The organism is Komagataeibacter europaeus (genome assembly GCF_002173515.1).
In the GTDB taxonomy this organism is placed as follows: Bacteria; Pseudomonadota; Alphaproteobacteria; order Acetobacterales; family Acetobacteraceae; genus Komagataeibacter; species Komagataeibacter europaeus.
The window spans coordinates 1,451,908-1,473,688 of the sequence record NZ_CP021467.1; the positions used below are offsets into that span (position 1 = coordinate 1,451,908).

Consider the following 21,781-nt stretch of genomic DNA (forward strand, 5'->3'; position numbering starts at 1 on the left):
GCAACTTTGGCTGCGTGACTGGCCTTGCACATGATACAGGAATGGGGAAACAAGCATTCCGCATCCTGCCCCATGGCAGGGACTGTTTTCTTTATCCATCCACCCCGCAGGGAGGCGTCATGTCCTATTCCATAGTCTGGAGCCTTGTGCTCGCACTCCACATAACCGGCATGGCGGCCTGGGTTGGCGGCATGATCTATGCGGCCTTCGTGCTCAAGCCCAGCCTCAGCCTGCTGGATGGAACGCAGCGCGCCTCCGTCCACCTGCAGACGCTCAACCGTTTTTTCCGTATCGTATGGCATACCATGCCGACGGTGCTGATTACGGGCTGGCTCCTGATTTATCACGATGGCGGGTTTGCGGTGGTGCCATGGCCGATCAACCTCATGCAGCTGTTCGGGCTGATCATGGCCGGCATTTTCGCCCGCATCTATTTCGGCCCCTACCAGAAGGCGCGCCGCGCGCTGCGCCCGCAGCAGGGCACGTTCGACTCGATCCGCTCGCTGGTCATGGTCAACACGGGCATCGGCGTGCTGACCATCATCTGTGGCTGCCTTGCCCATCCGTTCTGAAATTACGGGGACAATCCTCACGTCCCCTTGATTTCCGTTGCAAATATGGGTAGGCACAGGGAATGTGGCACAGCAGGGTATCTGACCCGGACATGCCGCACTCCCCTTCCCTGCATTGCTGCAGGTACATCAGGGACGGCAGCCTGATACAGCGCGACACGGTGGCAATCGGACGGGGCCATATTCATCTGCTGATACGTTCGAGAGTAATTTGAGCGCCAAAAAAACGCCCTCCGCCCCGGCCCGCTCCGCAAAGAAGGCGGCAGCCCCGGCCCCCGCCACCAGCACGGACGGGGTCGCCCCTACTGATACCCCCACACCGGAAGACGCCCCGGAACAGGAGGCACAGCCCCTGTTTTCCGAACTCGGCCTGTCCGAACCCATCCAGCAGGCGATTGATGAGATGGGATACCGTCATCCCACCCCCATTCAGGCGCAGGCCATCCCGTATGTGCTGATGGGGCGCGACGTTCTGGGTGTCGCGCAGACCGGGACCGGCAAGACCGCGTCCTTCACCCTGCCCATGCTGGAAATCCTGTCCGGCTCACGGGCACGGGCGCGGATGCCGCGTTCGCTCATCCTGGAGCCCACGCGTGAACTCGCGCTGCAGGTGGCGGAAAATTTCGTCAATTACGGCAAGCACCTCAAGCTGACCCATGCGCTGCTGATCGGTGGCGAAAGCATGGCCGAGCAGAAGGAAGTGCTGAACCGTGGCGTTGACGTGCTGATCGCGACCCCGGGCCGGCTGATCGACCTGTTTGAACGCGGCGGCCTGCTGCTGACCCAGACCAAACTGCTGGTGATCGACGAAGCGGACCGCATGCTGGACATGGGCTTCATTCCCGATATCGAGAAGATCGTGGGCATGCTGTCGCCACTGCGCCAGACCATGTTCTTCTCCGCCACCATGGCGCCGGAAATCCGCAGGCTTGCGGATATGTTCCTGCGCAACCCCAAGGAAATCACGGTCAGCCGTCCCTCCTCCGTCGCGTCAACCATCGAGACGGGACTGGCCATCGTCGATGCCAGGGAAAAGCGCCGCGCGCTGCGCAAGCTTCTGAACGCGGCGGACATGCAGAACGCCATCGTGTTCTGCAACCGCAAGCGTGATGTCGACGTGCTGTGCAAATCCCTGATCAAGCATGGTTTTTCCGCAGGCGCCCTGCATGGTGACCTGGCGCAGTCGCTGCGTTTCTCGACGCTTGAAGCGTTCAAGAGCGGCGAACTGAAGATCCTCGTCTGCTCCGACATTGCGGCACGCGGGATCGATATTGGCGGCCTGTCGCATGTGTTCAATTTCGACGTGCCGTTCCATGCCGAGGATTACGTCCACCGAATCGGCCGTACCGGCCGTGCGGGTCGCACCGGCCACGCCTATACCCTGGCCACGCCGGATGAAGAGGCGCTGGTCCAGGCCATCGAGAAACTGACAGGCAAGCCCATTCCCCGAATCGAAATTCCCGGCGTGGAAACGCTGGAATGGTCGGAAGAGCCCCGCACCGGCAATGGCCGTCGCAAGCCCGCCCGCAAGAGCAATGCCGCAACAGCCACACCGGAGCCGCCTGCGGCACCCGCCACGGCTGAGGAAAAAGCCCCCGCCCCACGCAAATCGCGCAGGTCGCAGGGCAGTGCGGCTGGCGGTTCTTCCGCAGCGCCATCCACGCGTCGCGACTCCGGCCTGCTTCCGTCCGCGCCTGACCAGCCTGTCACCGGCTTTGGCAATGACGTCCCGGCCTTCATGCAACTGCCGCGCCGGGAAAAATCCGTTATTCCGGCGGACGAATAAGCAGTCTGTCCTTCTGGCGATAACAGGAAATGGAAAACGCAGTGGCGCATGCCATCCGGGTGGTGGCGCTCGGCAATGATGGGGATGGCATAGCCCAGACCCCAGAAGGCCGGATATTCGTATCCGGCACGGTTCCGGGTGATGAAATCGTGCTGGCGGCACATGACGGCACACGCGGGACGCTTGATCACGTGGTGATACCGGGGGCGGATCGCGTGCCCGCCCCCTGTCACCTGTTCGGCACCTGTGGTGGCTGCCGCATTCAGGACATGGCGCTGCCTGCCCTGCTGGACTGGAAAACAGGTCGCGTTGTCGAGTCCCTGCAACATGTTGGATTCGACGCCATTCCAGCGCCACAGGCCCATCAGGTCAGCCCGCATGGCAGGCGCCGGGTAGACCTGGCCTTCCGCCGGGTCGGAAAACAGATCATGCTGGGGCTGCACCGCCGTCGTGGCGATGTGGTGGACATGCGCGAATGCACATTGCTCGATCCCACGCTTTTCGCCCTGCTGACACCCCTGCGCGCCCTGCTGCATTCACTTCCGGCCGTGCATGCGGGGGGTGATATCCAGATCAACCTGCTGGATAGCGGCCCCGACCTGCTGATTACGATGGATGGCACGCCAGATGCCAATGACCGCCGTATCCTGGCGCAGTTTGGCAAGGCGCATGGCATCCCGCGCATTTCACTGCAGGGCCGCCCGCCGGAGACCCTGGCCCTGACCGGGCCGGTTTTCCATCATTTTGATGACGTGCGTGTCGTACCGCCGCCGGGTGCCTTCCTGCAGCCCGCACGGGCGGGTGAAGCCTTTATCAAGGCTGCGGTGCTGGCGGGCCTGCCGCGCAAGGGCCTCAAGGCTGGCATTATCGAATTATATGCGGGGTGTGGGACGCTATCCTTCGCGCTGGCCGAGCATGCCAAGGTCCATGCCTATGAAGGTGATCGTGCGGCGCTTGCCTGCCTGAAACAGGCCAGTGGCGGCACGCGTGTCCTGCCCGCGCTGCGTGACCTGAACCGCCAGCCGGTCATGGCGACCGATCTGGCAAAGGCGGCAGCCATCGTGCTGGACCCGCCCCATGCCGGGGCCGGTGCGCAGATTGCCCAGATCGTGGCAGGCAAGCCACCCTGCATCATCTATGTCAGTTGCAATCCCGTGGCCCTGCAACGGGATCTGACGCCCCTGCGCAATGCTGGCTACCAGCTGGATAGCGTGACGGTCATTGACCAGTTCCTGTGGTCAGCGGAAGTCGAATCCGTATGCGTGCTGACCCTGCCGGGGGCAAACCGGCGTAACCGACGCTGAAGGCAAGAAAGTTTCTGGTGAAGCTTTTTTCAAAAAGGCGGCACCCATAAACTTTCATTGCCTTTTCATCAATGCGTTAGACGTGAAAGCTTTCCCCACAGCCACAGCGCCCCTTTTCATTGGGATTGCTGAAGGTGAAGCCGGATTCAAGCTGCTTGACCTCATAATCCATCACCGATCCGATCAGGAACAGCGTCGCCTTGCGGTCCACCAGCAGGGTCACCCCCTTGTCCACCACCACTTCGTCGCCCGGACCGGCCTGCTCGACAAAGCTCATGTCATAGGCATGGCCTGAACAGCCCTTGGTCGAAACGGCGATGCGCAGCAGGTGCCCGGCGTGATTGGTCTGGTACAGTTTTTCCAGCCGCTGCGCCGCCCGGTCCGTCAGGGTCATAAGCGGCGGCAATGCCCGACGCGGGGTGGCAGCGGCGGTGGCGGTCGTGGCGTTTTGTTCAGTCATGGCACGTTCCCCTTGCTGGGTTCAGAACATGTTCAGGGCAAGACGCGCATCTTCACTCATGCGCGACATGTCCCATGGCGGCTCCCACACGATTTCCACCGTGGCGGTGGTGACCGTATCGATCTTTTCCACCGCTTCCTTGACCTGCACGGGCAGTTCCTGCGCGCTGGGACAGTTCGGGGCGGTCAGCGTCATCTCGACCTTGACCGATCCATCCTCATGCAGGTCGATGGCGTAAATCAGGCCAAGTTCATAGATATTGACCGGAATTTCCGGGTCATACACCGTGGCGATCGCGGCGATGACCGTTTCCTCGTCCGGTATGCTGGTACTGGCGGGGGCATCGTTCGGTTTTTCCCCGTCCGGTGTCCACGTTGATACGGGTTCAGCCTTGGGGCTGGGCGTGTCTTCGGCCTCAAGGGAGAAATGCCCGGCTCCCTCTGCCATGCCGATGGCAGGCTCTACCTGATTTTTCTCGTCCATGAGACCTTCACCTGTCTTTATCATCATTGAGCATCCCGATCAGCGCCGACCACGGCAGCATTGCGCAGCGAATACGCGAACGATGCCGGTGCAATGGCGCAAAAACCGAAAGTTCGCCCAAGCCCTCGGGGGCTATACCTGTTTCAACGGCTGTCACAAGTTCCGCATGCATCTGGCTGATCCGCGCGCGATCCTGTCCGGCCACCCGTTCCGCCATGAGATCCGCAGACGCCGCGCAGATCGCGCAGCCCCGCGTTTCATGCCGCAATGCCGTAACCCGGCCCTGCGCATCGACACCGGCCTGCAGCTTCACCCGGTCACCACACAGGGGGTTCGATCCTTCCCCGTGCAACTGCGCACCCGCCAGCGGGCCTGCGTAACGCGGCGTTCTGGCCCGTTCCAGCACCACGGTGCGATACAGATCATCCTGCGCCATGAATATCACGCCATCAGACAAAAAAGCTGCGTATCTGTTCCAGCGTGGCGGCCAGGAAGTCAATTTCCCCGGGCGTGGTATAAATGCCGAAACTGGCCCGTGCCGTGGCCGCAACCCCCAGCCTGCGCATGAGCGGTTCGGCACAGTGATGTCCCGCCCGCACCGCAATGCCGTTGCGATCCAGCAGGGTGGCGATGTCATGCGGGTGGACATCGTCCATGGTGAACGAAATCACCCCGCCACGATCCGGCGCCGTCCCGATTACCTTCAGGCCGCTGACATTGCCCAGCACCTTCAGCGCATGGGCCGTCAGGGCTTCCTCATGCGCGCCAATCGCGTCAAACCCTATGGATTCGATATAGGCAAGGGCAGCGCCCAGTCCAATGGTCTCGATGATGGCGGGGGTGCCAGCTTCGAATTTATGCGGGACACTGGCCCATGTGGACCGTTCGAACGACACGGTGGAAATCATGTCGCCGCCGCCAAGAAAGGGCGGCATGGCGTCAAGGATCTCGCGCCGTGCCCACAGCACGCCAATGCCGGTCGGGCCATACAGCTTGTGCCCGGTCACCACATAGAAATCCGCATCCAGCGCGCGCACATCCACACGACGGTGCACGGCAAGCTGGCTGCCATCGAACAGCACCTTCGCGCCCGCCGCATGCGCCATGTCGGCAATGGCGCGGGCATCCGTGATCGTGCCCAGCACGTTGGACATGTGGGTGATCGCCACCAGCGCCACCCGCCCGTCGGACAGGTTGCGCGCCAGGGCGTCCATGTCCAGCGCCCCATCATCGGTAATGGGGGTCACACGCAGTTCGATACCCGTGCGGTCCCGCAGCATCTGCCACGGGACGAGGTTGGCATGGTGTTCCATTTCGGACACCAGCACCACCTGCCCCGGCTTCAGCAGGGTGCCAAAGGAATGGGCGACAAGGTTTATGGCTTCCGTGCTGTTGCGGGTGAAAACGATTTCCTCCCGCGCCTGCGCACCAAGGAAGGCCGCCACCTGATCGCGCACGGCTTCATAGGCTTCCGTCGTGCGTTCGCTCATCCAGTACAGCCCACGGTGGATGTTGGCATACTGGGTGCGCATGGTGTCCGCCATGGCGTCGATGACCTGCCGTGGCTTCTGTGCGGACGCGGCGCTGTCAAGGAACACGAGATCCTTGCCATGCACCTTCTGCGACAGGATCGGGAAATCGGCCCGGATGTGGCGCAGGCTGCCCGCGATGTCCGTGGGGCTGGCGACAGTCTGGTCCATCATGCGACCTCCCGCGTCCACCATGCCTCGACGGCAAGGTTCAGGCTGTCCTTCAGCCGCTGGTCATCAATCTGGTCCACGACATCATGCAGGAAGGCGCGGATCAGGATGGAACGCGCGGCAGCATCCGGGATGCCACGGCTGCGCAGGTAGAACAACTGGTCATCATCCAGCGCGCCAACGGTGGCGCCATGGCTGCATTTCACATCATCGGCGTAGATTTCCAGTTCCGGCTTGGCGTCGATTTCCGCGCCATCGGACAGCAGCAGCGCCTGGTTCATCTGGTAGCCATCGGTCTTCTGGGCGATACGCTCGACCAGGATCTTGCCCTGGAACACGCCACGCGCGTGGTCGGACAGGACGTTCTTGATCGTCTGGCGCGATACGCAGTCCGGGGCGGCATGCGTGATCACGCTGGTCAGGTCGCCATGCTGGTGGCCGGACAGGAGCTGCGCGCCGTTGACATGCACGCTGGCCCCCGGCTGTGTCAGTCCGGCATGGACTTCATGCCGCGACAGGCTGGCCCCAAGTGTAAGCGTAAAGCTGTCATAGACGCCACCGGCGGCAACCCGGGCATGGCTGACCGCCAGATGCACCGCCTGCCTGCCTTCCGCCTGAACGCGGGCATGGGACAGGTAGCCTTCATCCGCCACCGCAATGTCATAGAGCGGATTGTGCAGGTACTGCCCCCGCCCGGCCGATGCATCCAGCAGCGCCAGGCGCCCGCCCTTTTCCACCACGATGCGGTGGCGCGGGTGGAAGGAAACCGGCTCGGCCTCCCCCGTCTGGCCAATGCTGACCAGCAGCAGGCAGCCACCATCCACACCCGCGGGCACGACCAGATCCAGCCCGTCGCGCGCAAGGATGGTATTCAGCGCGGTGGTGACATCCCCCGCCGGGTCGATCCCGTCATCGGGCAGCGTACCGGCGGCCAGCGTCGAAACCCTGACGCCCCTGGGCAGGCGTGAACGACCGGCATCGAAATACCCGTTCACGAACACCACACGGCTGGCCCCGGCGCCCAGGCCGGAAATGGTCTCGATTTCCGCCAGCAGGGTATCAACGGCCTTGTCATCCGTCGCGTGCGGCGCGGCGGTAAACGGCACGTCCGCCAGTGCGCGCAGGGAGGTGTATTTCCACGCCTCCACGCCCACGCGTGGCAGGCCGACATGGCGCAGGAAATCGGCGGCCTTCTGCCGTTGCACATTGCCCGTTACGTCACCCCGGTCGAGAAAGGCTGAGGCATTGACCCCGACCGGTGCAATGGCGTTCACGCCGCCTCCGACAGGAACTGGGCATAACCCTGCGCCTCAAGCTGCTTGGCCAGTTCGGGGCCACCGCTGTGGATGATGCGGCCCTTCGCCATCACATGGATGCGGTCGGGCACGATATAATCCAGCAGGCGCTGGTGATGGGTGATGACCAGCGCCGAAAAATCGGGCGAACGCAGGGAGTTCACGCCTTCGGCCACGATGCGCAGGGCGTCGATGTCCAGGCCACTATCCGTTTCGTCCAGAATGGCGAAGGACGGCTGGAGCATGCGCATCTGCAGCACCTCGTTGCGCTTTCTCTCACCACCCGAAAAGCCGACATTGACGTTGCGCTTGAGCATTTCATCCGACATGGACAGATGCCTGGTTTCCTTGCGCACGGCTTTCAGGAAGGCCACGGCGTCCAGTTCCTCCTGCCCGCGCGCGCGGCGCACGGCGTTGACGGCAGTGCGCAGGAAGTTGGCGTTGTTCACGCCCGGCAGTTCAACCGGCGTCTGGAACGCCAGGAACAGGCCAAGGGCGGCGCGTTCCTCGGGTTCCAGCGCCAGCAGGTCCTGCTCCTTGAAGGTGGCCGACCCGCCGGTCACCTCGTAATCCTCGCGCCCGGCCAGCACATAGGACAGGGTGGACTTGCCCGAACCGTTCGGCCCCATGATGGCGTGGACCTCGCCCGCCGGGATTTCCAGATCGACCCCACGCAGGATTTCCTTGTGGGTCTCCCCGTCCGAGATGCGGGCGCACAGGCCATTGATGCTTACGAATTGCTTGCTCACGTCTTTGAATCCCTGTTAGCCCACGCTGCCTTCTAGGCTGATCTGCAGAAGCTTCTGCGCTTCCACCGCGAATTCCATCGGCAGTTCCTTCAGGACATCCTTGCAGAACCCGTTCACGATCAGGCCCACAGCGTCCTCTTCCGACAGGCCGCGCTGGCGGCAGTAGAACAGCTGGTCTTCCGATATCTTGGATGTCGTCGCCTCATGCTCCACGCGTGCGGACATGTTGCGGCTTTCGATATAGGGCACGGTATGCGCCCCGCAACGGTCACCGATCAGCAGGCTGTCGCACTGGGTGAAGTTACGGCTGCCCGATGCCTTGGGCATCATGCGCACCAGCCCGCGATAGGTGCTGTCGGACTGGCCCGCGCTGATGGTCTTGGCGATGATGGTCGAACGCGTATTGCGCCCGATATGGATCATCTTGGTGCCGGTATCGGCCTGCTGGTGGTTGTTGGTCACCGCGACGGAATAGAATTCCCCCACCGATCCCTCACCCTGCAGGATGCATGACGGGTATTTCCACGTAATGGCCGACCCGGTTTCCACCTGCGTCCATGAAATCTTGGACCGCGCCCCACGGCACGCGCCGCGCTTGGTCACGAAGTTGTAGATGCCGCCCTTCCCGTTCTCATCACCGGGATACCAGTTCTGCACGGTGGAATACTTGATCGATGCATCTTCCATCGCCACCAGTTCGACCACGGCGGCATGAAGCTGGTTTTCATCGCGCATCGGCGCCGTGCAGCCTTCAAGGTAGGAAACGGACGCGCCATCTTCCACCACGATCAGGGTACGCTCGAACTGTCCGGTATTCCGCGCATTGATGCGGAAATAGGTGGACAGCTCCATCGGGCAGCGCACGCCCTTGGGCACGAACACGAAGGAGCCGTCGGTAAACACGGCGGCGTTCAGCGCGGCGTAAAAATTATCGGTCACCGGCACCACGCTGCCCAGGTACCGGCGCACCAGTTCGGGATGTTCCTGCACCGCTTCGGAAATGGGGCAGAAGATCACGCCCGCTTCCTGCAGCGTCTTGCGGAAGGTGGTGGCGACGGACACGCTGTCGAACACCGCATCCACCGCGACGGGCGCGCGCGCCTCCTGGCCTTCGGGCACTTCCACGCCTGCCAGCATCGCCTGTTCATGCAGCGGGATGCCCAGCTTTTCATAGGTGCGCAGCAGTTCGGGATCGACCTCTTCCAGCGACTTGGGGCCGGGTTTCCTGCGCGGGGCGGCGTAGTAATGCACGTCCTGGTAATCGATGGGCGGGTGCCTGACCTTGGCCCATGTGGGTTCGCGCATTTCCAGCCATGAACGGTAGGCCTTCAGCCGCCATTCCAGCAGCCATTCCGGCTCCTTCTTGCGGCTGGAGATCAGGCGGATCGTGTCCTCGTTCAGGCCCTTGGGGGCGATATCCATTTCGATATCGGTCTCGAACCCCCATTTATAGGTGTTCTGACCCAGGGTTTCGACCGTCTTGCGGGTTTCGGCTACTGCCGGCATGTGTCTTTCCTCCCCCTGTTTCAGGCCGTGGCCGCGGGCCCGCCGGGCATGGACGGCGCGCGCAGGCCGCCCAGTCTGTCAGTGACTGTATGGTTCTTCATGTCCGCCAGCGTGATGGCGGACAGGGCGTTGCGGATGGCGGCGTTGACCATGTCCCACTGCCCGCCCAGGCCACAGGTGGACCGGGCGTCACAATCCCCGCCATCCACGCATGTCGTCAGCGATATGGGACCATCGATCGCCTGGATCACGGTCGCGATGGAGATTTCCTCCAGCGGGTAGGCCAGCCTGTAGCCGCCCCGCGCGCCGCGCTGTGATGTCACGATGCCCTGTGTCGCGAGAATCTTGAGCACCTTGGCCACGGTGGGTTCGGGAATGCCGGTCGAACGCGACAGGACAGGCGAGGTCGTGACCTCTTCCTTCTGTCCCAGCCGGACCAGAGCCACGACGGCATAATCGGTCAGTTTCGACAGTTTCAGCATTCCGCTCTCCCGCCTGTTCCGGCCCGCCTGCATAATTGGACCGAAACAGTACTGTTTCCTGAAGTTTCAGATGGGCTACCAGCCACGCGTCGTCAAGTCCAATCGTTGCATGCAACCCTGCCCTATCCGATACCGGTCCCGAATATCAGCTGTAATAGCACGGACAGCCCGCACCCGGCCAGAAACCCGACCAGCGTGCCATTCAGCCGGATATACTGCAGATCCTTACCTACACGCAGTTCCAGGCGGTCGCTCAGGCTTTCCGCATCCCATCCATTGACCACCGAGTAAATAAACCGCGACATGCGGTCGCGCAGGAACGGCAGGCTGCTCATAATCATGCCACGCGCGCCATCATTGATCCGTTTGCGCATGGTGGCGTCATGATACATCTGTTCCGCCAGGCGCTGCAGTGCGTCACGCACAATGGAGGACAGCCATCCGCGATCCCCCTTGTCCATGTCTTCCTCAATCAGGCGGCGCAGGCGGTGCCACACGTCACTGCTCCAGCCACGCACGCTGTCATGGGTCAGCACGCCCATCACGGCGTCCGTGATATCGCGCCGGCGCACCGGATCCTGCTCGATCCGGTCGATCTCGGCCCGGACCCATGTGGTGAAGCCTTCACGCAATTCTGAATTCTGCGGGTCGATGCGGTCCAGTTCCTGCCCCGCGGCCAGCAGCACCTTGGTCGCGATCGACCCGCCAATGGCCCAGCCCAGCACGCGGCCGCCCTGTTCGCGCACGCGTTCCTCGATCATCATGCGCAGGGCGGGCTCCTTGGCCTTGATGCCTTCCTTCAGCCGCGACAGCAGGAACGACAACACTTCCTGGTGGCAGTCCCCTTCCACCATCGCGCGCAGGCTGCGGGTAATGACGGGGGCGATTTCCTCCCCCCCCAGCAGGGTCGGCAGCATGCGCGCGATGGCGGAACTCGCCCGCCCGTCCTCCAGCCGGTCCAGCACGTGCGGCACCGATCCCAGCACGGCGCGGTTGACCATGTCCGCCGTTTCCGGTTCCTGCAGTATGTTGCCAAGGATGGAAGGCAGGTCGATGCGGTTGAATGCGGCCTCGACCTCATGCTCCGTGAACACGTTGGTCGAGACGAAGCGCCCCAGCGCCTGCGCCAGCCGTTCCTTCTGCGCGGGCAGGATGGCGGTATGGGGAATCGGCAGCCCCATGGGCCTGCGGAACAGCGCGGTCACGGCAAACCAGTCCGCCAGCCCCCCCACGACCCCCGCCTTGGTGCCCGAACGCAGGATTTCCAGCCACGGACGGTCCGCCAGCCAGCCCATCTGCGGCAGGGCGTAACCCGCCACCGTCAGCCCGGCCATGGCTGCCAGCAGGCCGGTCGCAGACCGTTTGTAACGCAGCAGCGTATGCCGCGCGTCCTGATCCGTTTGTGGAATACCGTTCATGAAGTCCTTGATACCATTGTCTCCCCTCCAGCCCAAGCAACACTCGGTGTAACGCGCCAAATAGGCGTGAATATGCCATGGTGGACATTGCGGGCCGCCGCCGAACATGGGATTTGGGAAAGACCATGACGATTTTTCATGACAGGACAACACGATGACCGAAGCCGCCGCGCGGACTGTTTCCGACCTGCTGCAACAGGCGGAACAACTGATTGCCAGCCATGACGAAACCGCAACCGGCAGCCCGGTCATGGCGCTGGCGCGTCAGATCGGCCGCCAGATGGCCAATGGCGCCCTGTCGATGGAAATGGTGGAGGAAATCGTGCGCCTGCTGCGCGACCGGGCCTTTGCCGGGCGGGCGCACCATATCGCCGCCTATCTGGATGGCCCCGACGATGCGGTGGTCGCGGCGCGCATGCGTGACGTCGCCCGCCGCATCGTGCAGCCGGACCCCGATGACAGCCCCGTACCCATCGCGCGCTTCCGCGCCGCCATCGAACGCAGCCGCTTTGCCGCCGTGTTCACCGCCCACCCCACATTCGCGCTGGCCAACCCGGTATACGAGGCACTGGCGGACCTGGCCTCCACCAACCCGGCCGAGGCGCCGGCGCATGTCCCTGCCTTCCTGACGCACCGCCGCGTCGGGCCGCCCACGCTGGATGAGGAGTTCACGCTGGCGACGCAGGCCATCCTGCGCGGACGCAACGCGCTGGACCGGCTGAACATCATCCTGCTGTCCGAAGCGCGGACCCACTGGCCGCAGTTGTGGTCCACGCTGGCGCCGCGTCCCATCATAATGACCAGCTGGGTTGGCTATGACACCGACGGCCGCACCGATATCGGCTGGTGGGACACGCTGCGCCTGCGGCTGCGCATGAAGCAGATGCAGCTTGCGCGCCTGCATGACCAGATCGAACCCGTGAACAGCAGCGCCAATGACCTGCTGCCGCGCGTGCAGACCGCGCTGGAAACCGTCGCGGCCCAGATCGCCGCCTGCCCCACCGGGCCGGAACCCGAAGCGGTGTCACGCTTTGCCGATGTGCTGATCACCCGCAGCGCCGACGCGCTGACCAGCACCAATGACCTGAACGCCGCCTTCAGCGAGGCGATCGACGCCGCGACCCCTGAAGACAAGATGACCCTGGCGGTGGCGCGGGCGGGCTTCATGGCGCATGGCCTGTCGGCAGCGCATACGCATACGCGCCTGAACGCGACACAGCTGCATAACATCGCCCGGCAGCGGCTGGGCATTACCGACAGCCCCGACATCCCGGCCCAGCGCCGCGCGCTGATCAGCCGCATGAACGACGCGCTGGAGACGGTCCAGCCGGTCGAGATCGATTTCGGCTCGCTGCTGATGGAACAGGCCAGCGCCGGGCGGCTGATGATGACGGTGCGCCAGATCCTGCGCCATATCGACCGCACCAGTCCCATCCGCTTCCTGATTGCCGAGACCGAGACCGGCTACACCCTGCTGACCGCGCTGTGGCTGGCGCGGCTGTATGGCGTGGCGGACATGATCGAGATCTCGCCCCTGTTCGAGACACAGGAAGCGCTGGAAAACGGCGAGCAGATCATTGAGGAAGCCCTGCGCTCCCCCCACTGGCGCGCCTACCTGCAGCGCACGCGCAAGCTCAGCCTGCAGTTCGGCTTTTCCGACTCCGGCCGTTACGTGGGGCAGCTGGCCGCGACCTACCTGATCGAACGGCTGCGCATCAAGGTATGCGACCTGCTGCGCAAATGGGATCTGGCCTTTGTCGAGGTCATCCTGTTCGACACGCACGGCGAAAGCATTGGCCGTGGCGCGCATCCCTACCGGCTGGCGGACCGTTTCGACTACCTGTCCCCGCCGCACGCCCGCGCCCGCTTTACCCGCGCAGGCATCCAGATGCGCGAGGAAACGGCCTTTCAGGGCGGTGACGGCTATCTTCTGTTCGGCACGCAGGCCCTGGCGGATGCCACCGTCAGCATCATTGCCGAACATGCCTTCGCCACCACCACGCTGGACCGTGACCCGGTCTATGATGAACCGGATTTCTCGGCCGATTTCTTCGCCACCATCGCCAATGGCATGACCGGGCTGGTGGAAGATCCCGGCTATGCCGCCCTGCTGGGCGCATTCGGGCCATCACTGATCGACAAGACCGGGTCGCGCCCGTCCGCCCGGCAGAGTGACGCGGCATCGACCGTAACCCGCATCAAGCATCCCAGCCAGTTGCGCGCGATTCCCAACAACGCCATCCTGCAGCAGCTGGCATGGTGCGCGAACACGTTGCAGGGGCTGGGCACGGCGGCGGCGCGCCACCCCGAAACGTTCGAGAAATACCTGGCGGAAAGCCCCCGCTTCCGCCGCGCCATGGATTTCGCGGCCCATGCCCTGGCCCATTCCGACCACGGCGTGCTGCGCGGTGTCATCCGCCTGCTGGACCCGGATATGTGGCTGGAACGCGCCACCGCGCAGAAGGACCCCGGCCGCCAGGAAGCCTGCCTGTCGCTTATGCACGGGCTGGAAAACCTGGATTTCTGGGCCAGCACGCAGGCGATGTTCCGGCGCATCCAGTCCGATCACCTCGCCCTGCGGCGCGCATGGCCCGACGCCCCGCGCATGCGCCCTGATGAACTGCTGCTGCATGCCATCCGCATCGCGATCATCGAGCAGATCTGGCTGCTGTCCACACAGGTACCCTATTTCTCGCCCCGGCATGCGTTTTCGCGTGACGTGCTGACGCTGAAGGTGCTGTGCCTGGAAATCCCGGGGGCGCTGGCGGAACTGGAAAATATCTTCCCCTACCGTTCGGATGGCAGTTTCGACCTTGATTTCCATGAACCGCATGGCCCCCGGCAGGAAGGCACCTACCACCGCGAATACACCGAGATTTTCGAACCGATGCAGCGCCTGTTCCAGATGGTGCGCGAAATCAGCACCGGAGTGATGCACCATGTCGGCGCCTTTGGCTGAAGCATCACGCAACGGGTGGCGGATCAGTGAACCGCCACCGCCCTATGGCGTGGCGTTGCCCCAGACACCCACCATATGTCGGGTGGTGGCGAACAATCCCGGTCCCATGACCGGCAACGGCACCAATAGCTGGCTGGTGGACCACGGAAGGGGCTGCGTGGTCGTTGATCCCGGCAGCACCGACCCCGCCCACCTTGACGCGCTGGTGGCCGCGGCCGGCGATCGGCCGATTACCCATATCATCCTGACCCACACCCATGCGGACCATCTGGCTGGCGCACGCCCGCTGGGGGCACGGCTGGGAATCCCGGTCTGCGGTTTCCATGCCAGTGCCGAGCCGGAATTCACCCCCGATATCGGCCTGCAGGACGGCGATGAAATCGCGGGACTGCAGGTGCTGTACACACCGGGGCATGCCAGCGATCATATCTGTCTTGAAACGGCGGATGGCATCATCTTCACCGGGGATCATGTCATGGGCTGGTCCACCACCATGGTGCCCCCCGCCCCGCATGGTTCGGTGCAGCAGTTTCTGGACAGCATGGACTACCTGGCGCAGCGCGACAGCCACCTGCTGCTGCCAGCGCACGGTCCCGCCATACCGCATGTCAAGGCCTGCATCGAAGGGCTGGTCGCCCACCGCCGCGCACGTGAAAACAGCATTATCGCGCTGATGCCGGTCGAACCGCGTACGCTGGATGAAATCGTGGACAGCATGTACCACAACCTGCGCCCCGGCCTGCGCCGTGCGGCACGACTGAACCTGCACGCGCATCTGGAAAAGCTGGAACAGGATGGCCGGGTGCGCCATCAGGCCGGCCGATGGATGAAAATCATTCCCTGAGAGACTGCCTGAAAAGTCAGCTCAGAAAATATCCCTTAATCATCAGGACGTTTTTGAAAAAAACCGGCGCAGCACCGGCAGGGAGCGCGTCCGCCACGGTCACAGCCGCCACCCATTTCCTGCAGGCATCTGATCGGAAATAACGCAGGACAGGCACGCCCTGCCCATGGCGCCATACCGGTCAGGCATAAAAAAAACCGGCCCCCTTGCGGAGGCCGGTTTCCTTTTGATGCTCTCTTTCGAAAAAGATCAGGCGGACTGCGCCATGATCTCTTCCGCGACGTTGCGGGGCACCGGATCGTAGTGGTGGAACTGCATCGTGAAGGATGCACGGCCCTTGGTCATCGAACGCAGGTGCGAGATGTAGCCGAACATTTCCTTCAGCGGCACCATCGCACGGACCATGACGGTCGAACCTGAGGTTTCCTGGCTCTGGATCATGCCACGGCGACGGTTCAGGTCACCCACCACGTCACCGACATGATCGTTCGGGGTGGTCACTTCCACGTCCATGATCGGCTCGAGAATGACCGGACCGGCCTTCTTCATGCCTTCACGGAAGCAGGCCTTCGCCGCGATTTCGAACGCCAGCGCCGAGGAGTCAACGTCATGGTACTTGCCGTCCAGCAGCGTGAACTTGAAGTCCACCGTGGGGAAGCCAGCCAGGACGCCGGTCGTAGCCTGCGCCTGAATGCCCTTGTCCACCGCCGGGATGTATTCCTTCGGCACGGTGCCGCCGACGACCTTGTTCTCGAAGGAGATGCCTTCGTTACGCTCGACCGGCGCGAACTCGATCTTCACTTCCGCGAACTGGCCCGAACCACCCGACTGCTTCTTGTGGGTATAGGTTTCGGTATGCGGCTTGGTGATCGTTTCACGATACGCAACCTGCGGCGCGCCGATGTTTGCGTCCACGCCATATTCACGACGCAGGCGGTCGATGATGATGTCGAGGTGCAGTTCGCCCATGCCGGACAGGATGGTCTGGCCCGTTTCCTGGTCGGTCTTCAGGCGCAGCGAGGGATCTTCGCCGGACAGCTTCTGCAGCGCCAGCGTCATCTTTTCCACGCCGTCCTTCGTCTTCGGCTCGACCGAGATGTCGATGACCGGGATCGGGAAGCTCATGCGTTCCAGCACGACCGGATCAGCCGGATCGGCCAGCGTGTCACCCGTCTGCGTGTCCTTCAGGCCAACGAACGCGGCGATGTCACCGGCGTGGACTTCCTTCAGCTCCTCACGCTTGTCAGCATGCATCTGGAAGATACGGCCGATACGTTCCTTGTGGCCCTTCGTGGTGTTCAGCACGGTATCACCGGTGCGCAGCACGCCACGATAGACACGCACGAAGGTCAGCGTGCCGTATTTGTCGTTGATGATCTTGAAGGCGAGGCCAGCGAACTTGCCATCCGGGTCAACCGGGATGATCGGCAGCTTGTTCTCGTCCACTTCCTCGTCTTCCGGCGGGGCGATGCGGATGCCTTCCACGTCGTCCGGCGCGGGCAGGAAGTCGATCACGGCGTCGAGCAGCGGCTGGACACCCTTGTTCTTGAACGCAGTGCCGCACAGCACGGGACGGAAGTCACCCTTGATGGTGCCCTTCTTGATGCAGCGCTTCAGCGTCGCAACATCCACGTCGCCCTTGTCGAAATATTCTTCCATTGCCGCGTCATCAACGGACAGCGCGGTGTCCAGAAGGTTCTGGCGGGCTTCGTCGGCCTTTTCCTTCAGGTCGGCGGGAATTTCCTCGTAATGGAACTTCGCACCCAGTTCACCGCCTTCCCAGACGATGGCGCGCATCTCGATCAGGTCCACCACGCCAACGAAGTTTTCTTCGGCGCCGATGGGCAGCTGCAGCGGGATCGCGACGATGTCCAGCTTCTCCTTCAGCGTGCTGAAGGCGTAGTAGAAGTCGGCGCCGGTACGGTCCAGCTTGTTGATGAAGATGATGCGGGGCACGTTGTAGCGGTCAGCCAGACGCCAGTTGGTCTCGGACTGCGGCTGCACGCCGGCCACGCCTTCGATGATGAAGATCGCGCCATCGAGCACGCGCAGCGAGCGGTTGACCTCGATGTTGAAGTCAATGTGGCCCGGGGTGTCGATGATGTTGATGCGGCGGCCTTCCCACTCACACGTCACGGCAGCCGAGGTGATCGTGATGCCGCGCTCACGCTCCTGCGCCATGTAGTCGGTGGTGGTGTTGCCTTCGTGCACCTCACCGATCTTATGGGACACACCGGTGTAGTACAGGATACGCTCGGTGGTGGTGGTCTTGCCGGCATCGATATGCGCGGTAATACCGATATTGCGAATCAGGGACAGATCAGACTTGGCGGACACGGGGGAACCTCCACAAGACAACACGGGCGCGAAGGGGAACCTTTCCCTTTCGCGCCTGCCGGAACCGTAAGCTGCTTCCGCCCTCAGTCTTTTTCAACATGGACGACGCAGACCGGCACAGCGGAACAATGCACCAGACTTCAGTCAGGCTTCATCTACGACGGACGGGCCACCGCCACCCCGGCATTGCGGGATGGTGGCCAGCCCTGTCGCGTATCAGGCTACAGCGGCCTTCTTTTCCTGAACGCGCAGGATACGGCGCTTCACCGTCATGGCTTCCGGCGTCAGCTTGCGGTTCGGGGTGGACAGCAGGAACGCGTCCAGGCCGCCATTGTGTTCGACCGTGCGGATGCCATTGGTGGTCATGCGCATGGGAACCGCCGTGCCGAGGATATCGGACAGCAGCGAGGTTTCCTGCAGGTTGGGCAGGAAGCGACGGCGGGACTTGTTGTTGGCGTGGCTGACGTTGTTGCCCGTCAGCACGCCCTTGCCTGTGATCTGGCAGCGGCGAGACATTTTATCATCCTCGGATATAACTGTGGCCGAGGCATAAATGCCCGGCAAGGATCGTCTAGATTAGGCGCGGCTTATCGCCAAACCACCGCCAACAGTCAAGATGCATAAGCATGATTCGGCGTTTTTTGTCCGGCATGGGGGGCAAAGCGTGGCATTTCATCCCCACTTCACCCCTGCGGGATCAGCCAGCCTTCTGGTCGTGGTCGGGGTGCAGTTCGCCCGCCTGCACGCTGTGCAACGCGTTTTCCAGCATGGCCTGCATGGTCTCGCGCCCCATGGTGCGCGAAAGAAGCCCCAGTGACCCGCCCAGCAGGGCGGAGGCAATGGCCACCGGCGGCAGGTTTTCACCCAGCATGTATTCGATGGCCTTGTCCACCACCGCGCCGCAATGGCTCAGTTCGGGGGGGATGGCGTCCCCTTCGGGGGGCGGGTTGTTCGTATCCGTCATGTCGTGGCTCCTTCTAGCGTTCTTCCTGATATGTACTTCCCTGCCGCCGCTGACCAGTGCGGGGCGGTCATGCGCGCGCCACCGCCGTGCCGGCGCGGGTCAGGTCCCGGCGGCTTCCTCCTCCGCCTGGATCGCCCACATTTCGGCATACAGGCCGCCATGTTCCAGCAGGGCGCGGTGGGTGCCGCGCTCCTGTATCCGCCCCTGCCCCATCACAAGGATTTCATCCACATCGACAATGGTGGACAGCCGGTGGGCGATGATGATGGTCGTGCGGTTGGCGGCCACCGTGTGCAGGGCGGTCTGGATTTCCTGCTCGGTGCGGGTATCCAGCGCGCTCGTCGCCTCGTCCAGCAGCAGGATACGCGGATTCTTCAGGATGGTGCGGGCGATCGCCACGCGCTGCTTTTCACCCCCCGACAGCTTCAGCCCGCGTTCGCCCACCCGCGTGGCGTACCCTTCGGGCAGGGTCATGATGAAATCATGGATGCAGGCCAGCTTCGCCGCCTGCTCCACCTCCGCCTGCGTGGCGCCAAGGCGGCCATAGGCGATGTTGTAGCCGATCGTGTCGTTGAACAGGATGGTATCCTGCGGCACGACCCCCACCGCGCCGCGCAGGGCCGCCTGCGAATAGTCGCGGATGTCGTGCCCGTCGATCAGGATACGGCCCGATGTCACGTCATAGAACCGGAACAGCAGGCGGCTGATCGTGGACTTGCCTGCCCCCGTCGGGCCGACAATGGCCACCCGGTGGCCCGCGGGGACATGGAAGCTGACCCCGCGCAGGATCTCCCGGTCGGGGCGATAGCTGAAATGCACGTCCTCGAAGCGGATGTCGGCGGCAGGTGCCTCGTCCAGCCGCGCGGGCAGGCCGAGCGCATGCGCGGAATCGGTAATGTCGGCCTGTTCGTCCATCAGGGCGAACATGTGTTCAAGGTCCACCAGCGAATTGCGCAGCGAGGAATACACGCTGCCCAGAAAGTTCAGCGGCAGGTAAAGCTGCATGAGGTAGGTATTGACCAGCACGAAATGCCCCACCGTCATGTGGTCTGCCTCCACATCGCGCCCGGCCATCAGCATGACGGCGATCAGGGCGACCGCGATGATTGCCGCCTGCCCGAAATTCAGGCCGTTGAGGGAGATCTGGGTGCGGATGGCGGCGGCTTCGTACCGCCGCTGCGCGTCTTCGTAGCGTCTGCGTTCGTGTTCCTCGTTACCGAAATACTTGACCGTCTCGTAGTTCAGCAGGCTGTCCAGCGCCTTCCAGCTAGCCTCGCTGTTGATGTCGTTCATCTGGCGCCGCAGCCCGATCCGCCACGAAGTGAACTTGATGGTGAACAGCACATATGCCGCCACCGCCACCAGCATCACCACCGCGTAGCGCCAGTCGAACAGGCGCCAGATCACGACAATGACCATCAGCGCCTCGATCAGGGTCGGCACCACGTTGAACACGCCCACGCGCAGCAGGGTCTCGATCGCTTCCGTCCCGCGCGCGATCGCCCGCGTCACCCCGCCCGACTGGCGGTTGAGGTGAAAGCGCAATGACAGCTGGTGCATGTGCGTGAAGCTGCGCATGGCCGCGATCCGGCTTATGCGGTAGCGCAGGGGGGCGAACAGCGCGTCGCGCAATTCCCCCAAGCCCGCCGCCGCCATGCGCAGCAGGCCATATCCCACGATCAGGACCAGCGGCATCATCGCCGCGTGTCCCGCCACGGGCTGCAGGGCGTCAATCACCCGGCTGTAGGCATAGGGCACGCCAATGGTGGCGACCTTGGCCGCGATCAGCAGGATGCACACCCCCACCACGCGCAGGCGCGTACGCATGTCATGGCGGGGCCACAGATAGGGCAGAAGGCCGCGCAGGGTGGCGGCGGCGGAACGTTCCGGCAGGTCCTGCCGGGTCTTGTCGGAAACAGCCATATGCACGGCATGTGGCATAGGTCGGGCGTTTTGCAACCCATATCTCCCTGTCACTCCGGCGCGCCCGAAGGATTGTCAGCCCCGGGGGCAGCCGGTATGCCAGCCATGGCCCGAAGCACAGGGATGGATCATGTCACGTAACCTCGATGGTTTTTTTCGTCATATCGCCGCCTGCAACACGGCGGTGCTGCCCGGCGGGCGGCTGGAATTCCGGCTGGGCGCGCAGCCCGCGGGGTGGGTGCAGCCCGACCTGCTGCCGGTCCTGCTGCGCCACGGCATGACGCATGCGGGGGACAGCGTTACCCTGGATGCCCCCGCAAGGCTGGAACAGATCGGGGAAGCCATGGCGCGGGAGGGGGTGTACCGCTCCCACCACGAACTGTTTGACGTCTGGACCGACATGGACCAGCCGCCGGTGGCCCGCATTGACAGGGGGGCGCTGCCGCTGTTTGGCCTCATGGCGGCGGGGGTGCACCTCAATGGCCTCGTGCGCCGGCCTGACGGGCTGTATCTGTGGATCGCCCGGCGATCCATGACCAAGCGGCTGGACCCCGGCAAGCTGGACCATCTGGTGGCCGGCGGCATCCCGGCGGGACACACGGCGGCACAGGCACTGATCAAGGAAGCGGGTGAAGAAGCCAGCCTGCCGCCCGAACTGGTGGCGCGCGCCCGCCCCACGGCGGACATCCGCTACGCGCTGGACCGGCCCGAGGGGCTGCGCCGCGACGTGCTGCACTGTTTCGAACTGGAACTGCCGCCCGATTTCGTCCCCACGCCCGCCGATGGGGAAGTGGAGGAATTCCGCCTGATCCCGCTGCGGGAAGCCTATGTGCTGGTGCGCGATACAGATGAGTTCAAGTTCAACGTGAACCTTGTGCTGATCGACCTGTTCCTGCGCACGGGCATGATTGACCCCGCCACCCCCGAAGGCCAGCGCCTGCGCCGCGGCCTGACCGGCTGGCACGCCCCGAAAACCGACTGATCCACCGCCCGCGCGCA

At 63.5% G+C, this 21,781-nt stretch carries 19 protein-coding genes; 6 read left to right on the forward strand and 13 right to left on the reverse strand.

What is annotated here, in order from left to right:
- Window positions 1-119: 119 nt before the first annotated feature.
- From S101446_RS06670 to S101446_RS06680, 3 genes are all read left to right on the forward strand, one after another.
- Window positions 120-572 carry a CopD family protein gene (locus tag S101446_RS06670; protein WP_010506382.1) on the forward strand — a complete coding sequence of 151 codons (453 nt, stop codon included), beginning with the start codon at window positions 120-122 and terminating at the stop codon, window positions 570-572.
- A gap of 211 nt (window positions 573-783) precedes the next feature.
- A complete protein-coding gene (locus S101446_RS06675) occupies window positions 784-2,358 on the forward strand; it encodes a DEAD/DEAH box helicase (RefSeq protein WP_019085583.1) in 1,575 nt (524 codons plus the stop codon).
- A gap of 29 nt (window positions 2,359-2,387) precedes the next feature.
- The gene (locus tag S101446_RS06680; protein ID WP_087607962.1) at window positions 2,388-3,662 is read left to right on the forward strand and encodes a class I SAM-dependent RNA methyltransferase; all 1,275 of its coding nucleotides are present in this window, start codon (window positions 2,388-2,390) and stop codon (window positions 3,660-3,662) included.
- 76 nt (window positions 3,663-3,738) lie between these two features.
- Here the strand turns inward: S101446_RS06680 and S101446_RS06685 are convergent, their stop codons facing one another.
- From S101446_RS06685 to S101446_RS06725, 9 genes are all read right to left on the reverse strand, one after another.
- Window positions 3,739-4,122, reverse strand: a complete 384-nt coding sequence (locus S101446_RS06685) for a HesB/IscA family protein (protein WP_010506388.1) — start codon at window positions 4,120-4,122, stop codon at window positions 3,739-3,741.
- Window positions 4,123-4,143: 21 nt separating this feature from the next.
- A complete protein-coding gene (locus S101446_RS06690; RefSeq protein WP_010506390.1) occupies window positions 4,144-4,605 on the reverse strand; it encodes an SUF system Fe-S cluster assembly protein in 462 nt (153 codons plus the stop codon).
- A 7-nt stretch (window positions 4,606-4,612) separates the two neighbouring features.
- The gene (gene sufU / locus S101446_RS06695) at window positions 4,613-5,041 is read right to left on the reverse strand and encodes a Fe-S cluster assembly sulfur transfer protein SufU (protein ID WP_026018578.1); all 429 of its coding nucleotides are present in this window, start codon (window positions 5,039-5,041) and stop codon (window positions 4,613-4,615) included.
- Window positions 5,042-5,054: 13 nt separating this feature from the next.
- Window positions 5,055-6,305, reverse strand: a complete 1,251-nt coding sequence (locus S101446_RS06700) for an aminotransferase class V-fold PLP-dependent enzyme (RefSeq protein ID WP_026018579.1) — start codon at window positions 6,303-6,305, stop codon at window positions 5,055-5,057.
- A complete protein-coding gene (sufD, locus tag S101446_RS06705) occupies window positions 6,305-7,579 on the reverse strand; it encodes a Fe-S cluster assembly protein SufD (protein ID WP_087607963.1) in 1,275 nt (424 codons plus the stop codon). The genes S101446_RS06700 and sufD overlap by 1 nt, the downstream gene beginning before the upstream one ends.
- Window positions 7,576-8,349 carry a Fe-S cluster assembly ATPase SufC gene (gene sufC / locus S101446_RS06710; protein WP_087607964.1) on the reverse strand — a complete coding sequence of 258 codons (774 nt, stop codon included), beginning with the start codon at window positions 8,347-8,349 and terminating at the stop codon, window positions 7,576-7,578. The genes sufD and sufC overlap by 4 nt, the downstream gene beginning before the upstream one ends.
- 15 nt (window positions 8,350-8,364) lie before the next feature.
- Complete coding sequence (gene sufB / locus S101446_RS06715) at window positions 8,365-9,855, reverse strand: Fe-S cluster assembly protein SufB (protein ID WP_010506401.1); 1,491 nt, start codon at window positions 9,853-9,855, stop codon at window positions 8,365-8,367.
- 20 nt (window positions 9,856-9,875) lie between these two features.
- Window positions 9,876-10,337 carry an SUF system Fe-S cluster assembly regulator gene (locus S101446_RS06720; RefSeq protein ID WP_087607965.1) on the reverse strand — a complete coding sequence of 154 codons (462 nt, stop codon included), beginning with the start codon at window positions 10,335-10,337 and terminating at the stop codon, window positions 9,876-9,878.
- A 122-nt stretch (window positions 10,338-10,459) separates the two neighbouring features.
- The gene (locus tag S101446_RS06725) at window positions 10,460-11,755 is read right to left on the reverse strand and encodes a DUF445 domain-containing protein (RefSeq protein WP_010506405.1); all 1,296 of its coding nucleotides are present in this window, start codon (window positions 11,753-11,755) and stop codon (window positions 10,460-10,462) included.
- Between the two features lie 154 nt (window positions 11,756-11,909).
- Between S101446_RS06725 and S101446_RS06730 the strand changes: the two genes are divergently transcribed.
- Window positions 11,910-14,714 (forward strand): phosphoenolpyruvate carboxylase, encoded by a 2,805-nt coding sequence (locus S101446_RS06730; protein ID WP_087607966.1) that lies wholly within the window; start codon window positions 11,910-11,912, stop codon window positions 14,712-14,714.
- The gene (locus S101446_RS06735; RefSeq protein WP_087607967.1) at window positions 14,695-15,558 is read left to right on the forward strand and encodes an MBL fold metallo-hydrolase; all 864 of its coding nucleotides are present in this window, start codon (window positions 14,695-14,697) and stop codon (window positions 15,556-15,558) included. The genes S101446_RS06730 and S101446_RS06735 overlap by 20 nt, the downstream gene beginning before the upstream one ends.
- Window positions 15,559-15,807: 249 nt before the next feature.
- On the opposite strand, the gene fusA is transcribed toward S101446_RS06735, so the two are convergent.
- The 4 genes from fusA to S101446_RS06755 all read right to left on the reverse strand — a co-directional run bounded on the left by fusA (window position 15,808) and on the right by S101446_RS06755 (window position 20,800).
- On the reverse strand, window positions 15,808-17,895 hold the full coding sequence (gene fusA / locus S101446_RS06740; RefSeq protein ID WP_010506412.1) for an elongation factor G: 2,088 nt from the start codon (window positions 17,893-17,895) through the stop codon (window positions 15,808-15,810).
- 216 nt (window positions 17,896-18,111) lie between these two features.
- On the reverse strand, window positions 18,112-18,411 hold the full coding sequence (rpmB, locus tag S101446_RS06745; protein ID WP_010506414.1) for a 50S ribosomal protein L28: 300 nt from the start codon (window positions 18,409-18,411) through the stop codon (window positions 18,112-18,114).
- Window positions 18,412-18,592: 181 nt separating this feature from the next.
- Window positions 18,593-18,859, reverse strand: coding sequence for a hypothetical protein (locus tag S101446_RS06750; RefSeq protein WP_010506416.1), 267 nt, complete (start codon window positions 18,857-18,859; stop codon window positions 18,593-18,595).
- A gap of 99 nt (window positions 18,860-18,958) precedes the next feature.
- Window positions 18,959-20,800 carry an ABCB family ABC transporter ATP-binding protein/permease gene (locus S101446_RS06755; RefSeq protein ID WP_087607968.1) on the reverse strand — a complete coding sequence of 614 codons (1,842 nt, stop codon included), beginning with the start codon at window positions 20,798-20,800 and terminating at the stop codon, window positions 18,959-18,961.
- A 112-nt stretch (window positions 20,801-20,912) separates the two neighbouring features.
- Between S101446_RS06755 and S101446_RS06760 the strand changes: the two genes are divergently transcribed.
- Window positions 20,913-21,764 carry an NUDIX hydrolase gene (locus tag S101446_RS06760; protein ID WP_087607969.1) on the forward strand — a complete coding sequence of 284 codons (852 nt, stop codon included), beginning with the start codon at window positions 20,913-20,915 and terminating at the stop codon, window positions 21,762-21,764.
- The last annotated feature ends 17 nt before the right edge of the window (window positions 21,765-21,781 follow it).

Excerpts from the sequence above, each read along its gene's own strand:
- S101446_RS06670 (WP_010506382.1), top strand. The coding sequence starts at position 120 with ATGTCCTATTCCATAGTCTGGAGCCTTGTGCTCGCACTCCACATAACC.
- S101446_RS06680 (WP_087607962.1), top strand. The coding sequence starts at position 2,388 with ATGGAAAACGCAGTGGCGCATGCCATCCGGGTGGTGGCGCTCGGCAAT.
- S101446_RS06685 (WP_010506388.1), bottom strand. The coding sequence starts at position 4,122 with ATGACTGAACAAAACGCCACGACCGCCACCGCCGCTGCCACCCCGCGT.
- S101446_RS06690 (WP_010506390.1), bottom strand. The coding sequence starts at position 4,605 with ATGGACGAGAAAAATCAGGTAGAGCCTGCCATCGGCATGGCAGAGGGA.
- sufU (WP_026018578.1), bottom strand. The coding sequence starts at position 5,041 with ATGGCGCAGGATGATCTGTATCGCACCGTGGTGCTGGAACGGGCCAGA.
- S101446_RS06700 (WP_026018579.1), bottom strand. The coding sequence starts at position 6,305 with ATGGACCAGACTGTCGCCAGCCCCACGGACATCGCGGGCAGCCTGCGC.
- sufB (WP_010506401.1), bottom strand. The coding sequence starts at position 9,855 with ATGCCGGCAGTAGCCGAAACCCGCAAGACGGTCGAAACCCTGGGTCAG.
- S101446_RS06720 (WP_087607965.1), bottom strand. The coding sequence starts at position 10,337 with ATGCTGAAACTGTCGAAACTGACCGATTATGCCGTCGTGGCTCTGGTC.
- S101446_RS06725 (WP_010506405.1), bottom strand. The coding sequence starts at position 11,755 with ATGAACGGTATTCCACAAACGGATCAGGACGCGCGGCATACGCTGCTG.
- S101446_RS06730 (WP_087607966.1), top strand. The coding sequence starts at position 11,910 with ATGACCGAAGCCGCCGCGCGGACTGTTTCCGACCTGCTGCAACAGGCG.
- S101446_RS06735 (WP_087607967.1), top strand. The coding sequence starts at position 14,695 with ATGTCGGCGCCTTTGGCTGAAGCATCACGCAACGGGTGGCGGATCAGT.
- rpmB (WP_010506414.1), bottom strand. The coding sequence starts at position 18,411 with ATGTCTCGCCGCTGCCAGATCACAGGCAAGGGCGTGCTGACGGGCAAC.
- S101446_RS06750 (WP_010506416.1), bottom strand. The coding sequence starts at position 18,859 with ATGACGGATACGAACAACCCGCCCCCCGAAGGGGACGCCATCCCCCCC.
- S101446_RS06755 (WP_087607968.1), bottom strand. The coding sequence starts at position 20,800 with ATGCCACATGCCGTGCATATGGCTGTTTCCGACAAGACCCGGCAGGAC.
- S101446_RS06760 (WP_087607969.1), top strand. The coding sequence starts at position 20,913 with ATGTCACGTAACCTCGATGGTTTTTTTCGTCATATCGCCGCCTGCAAC.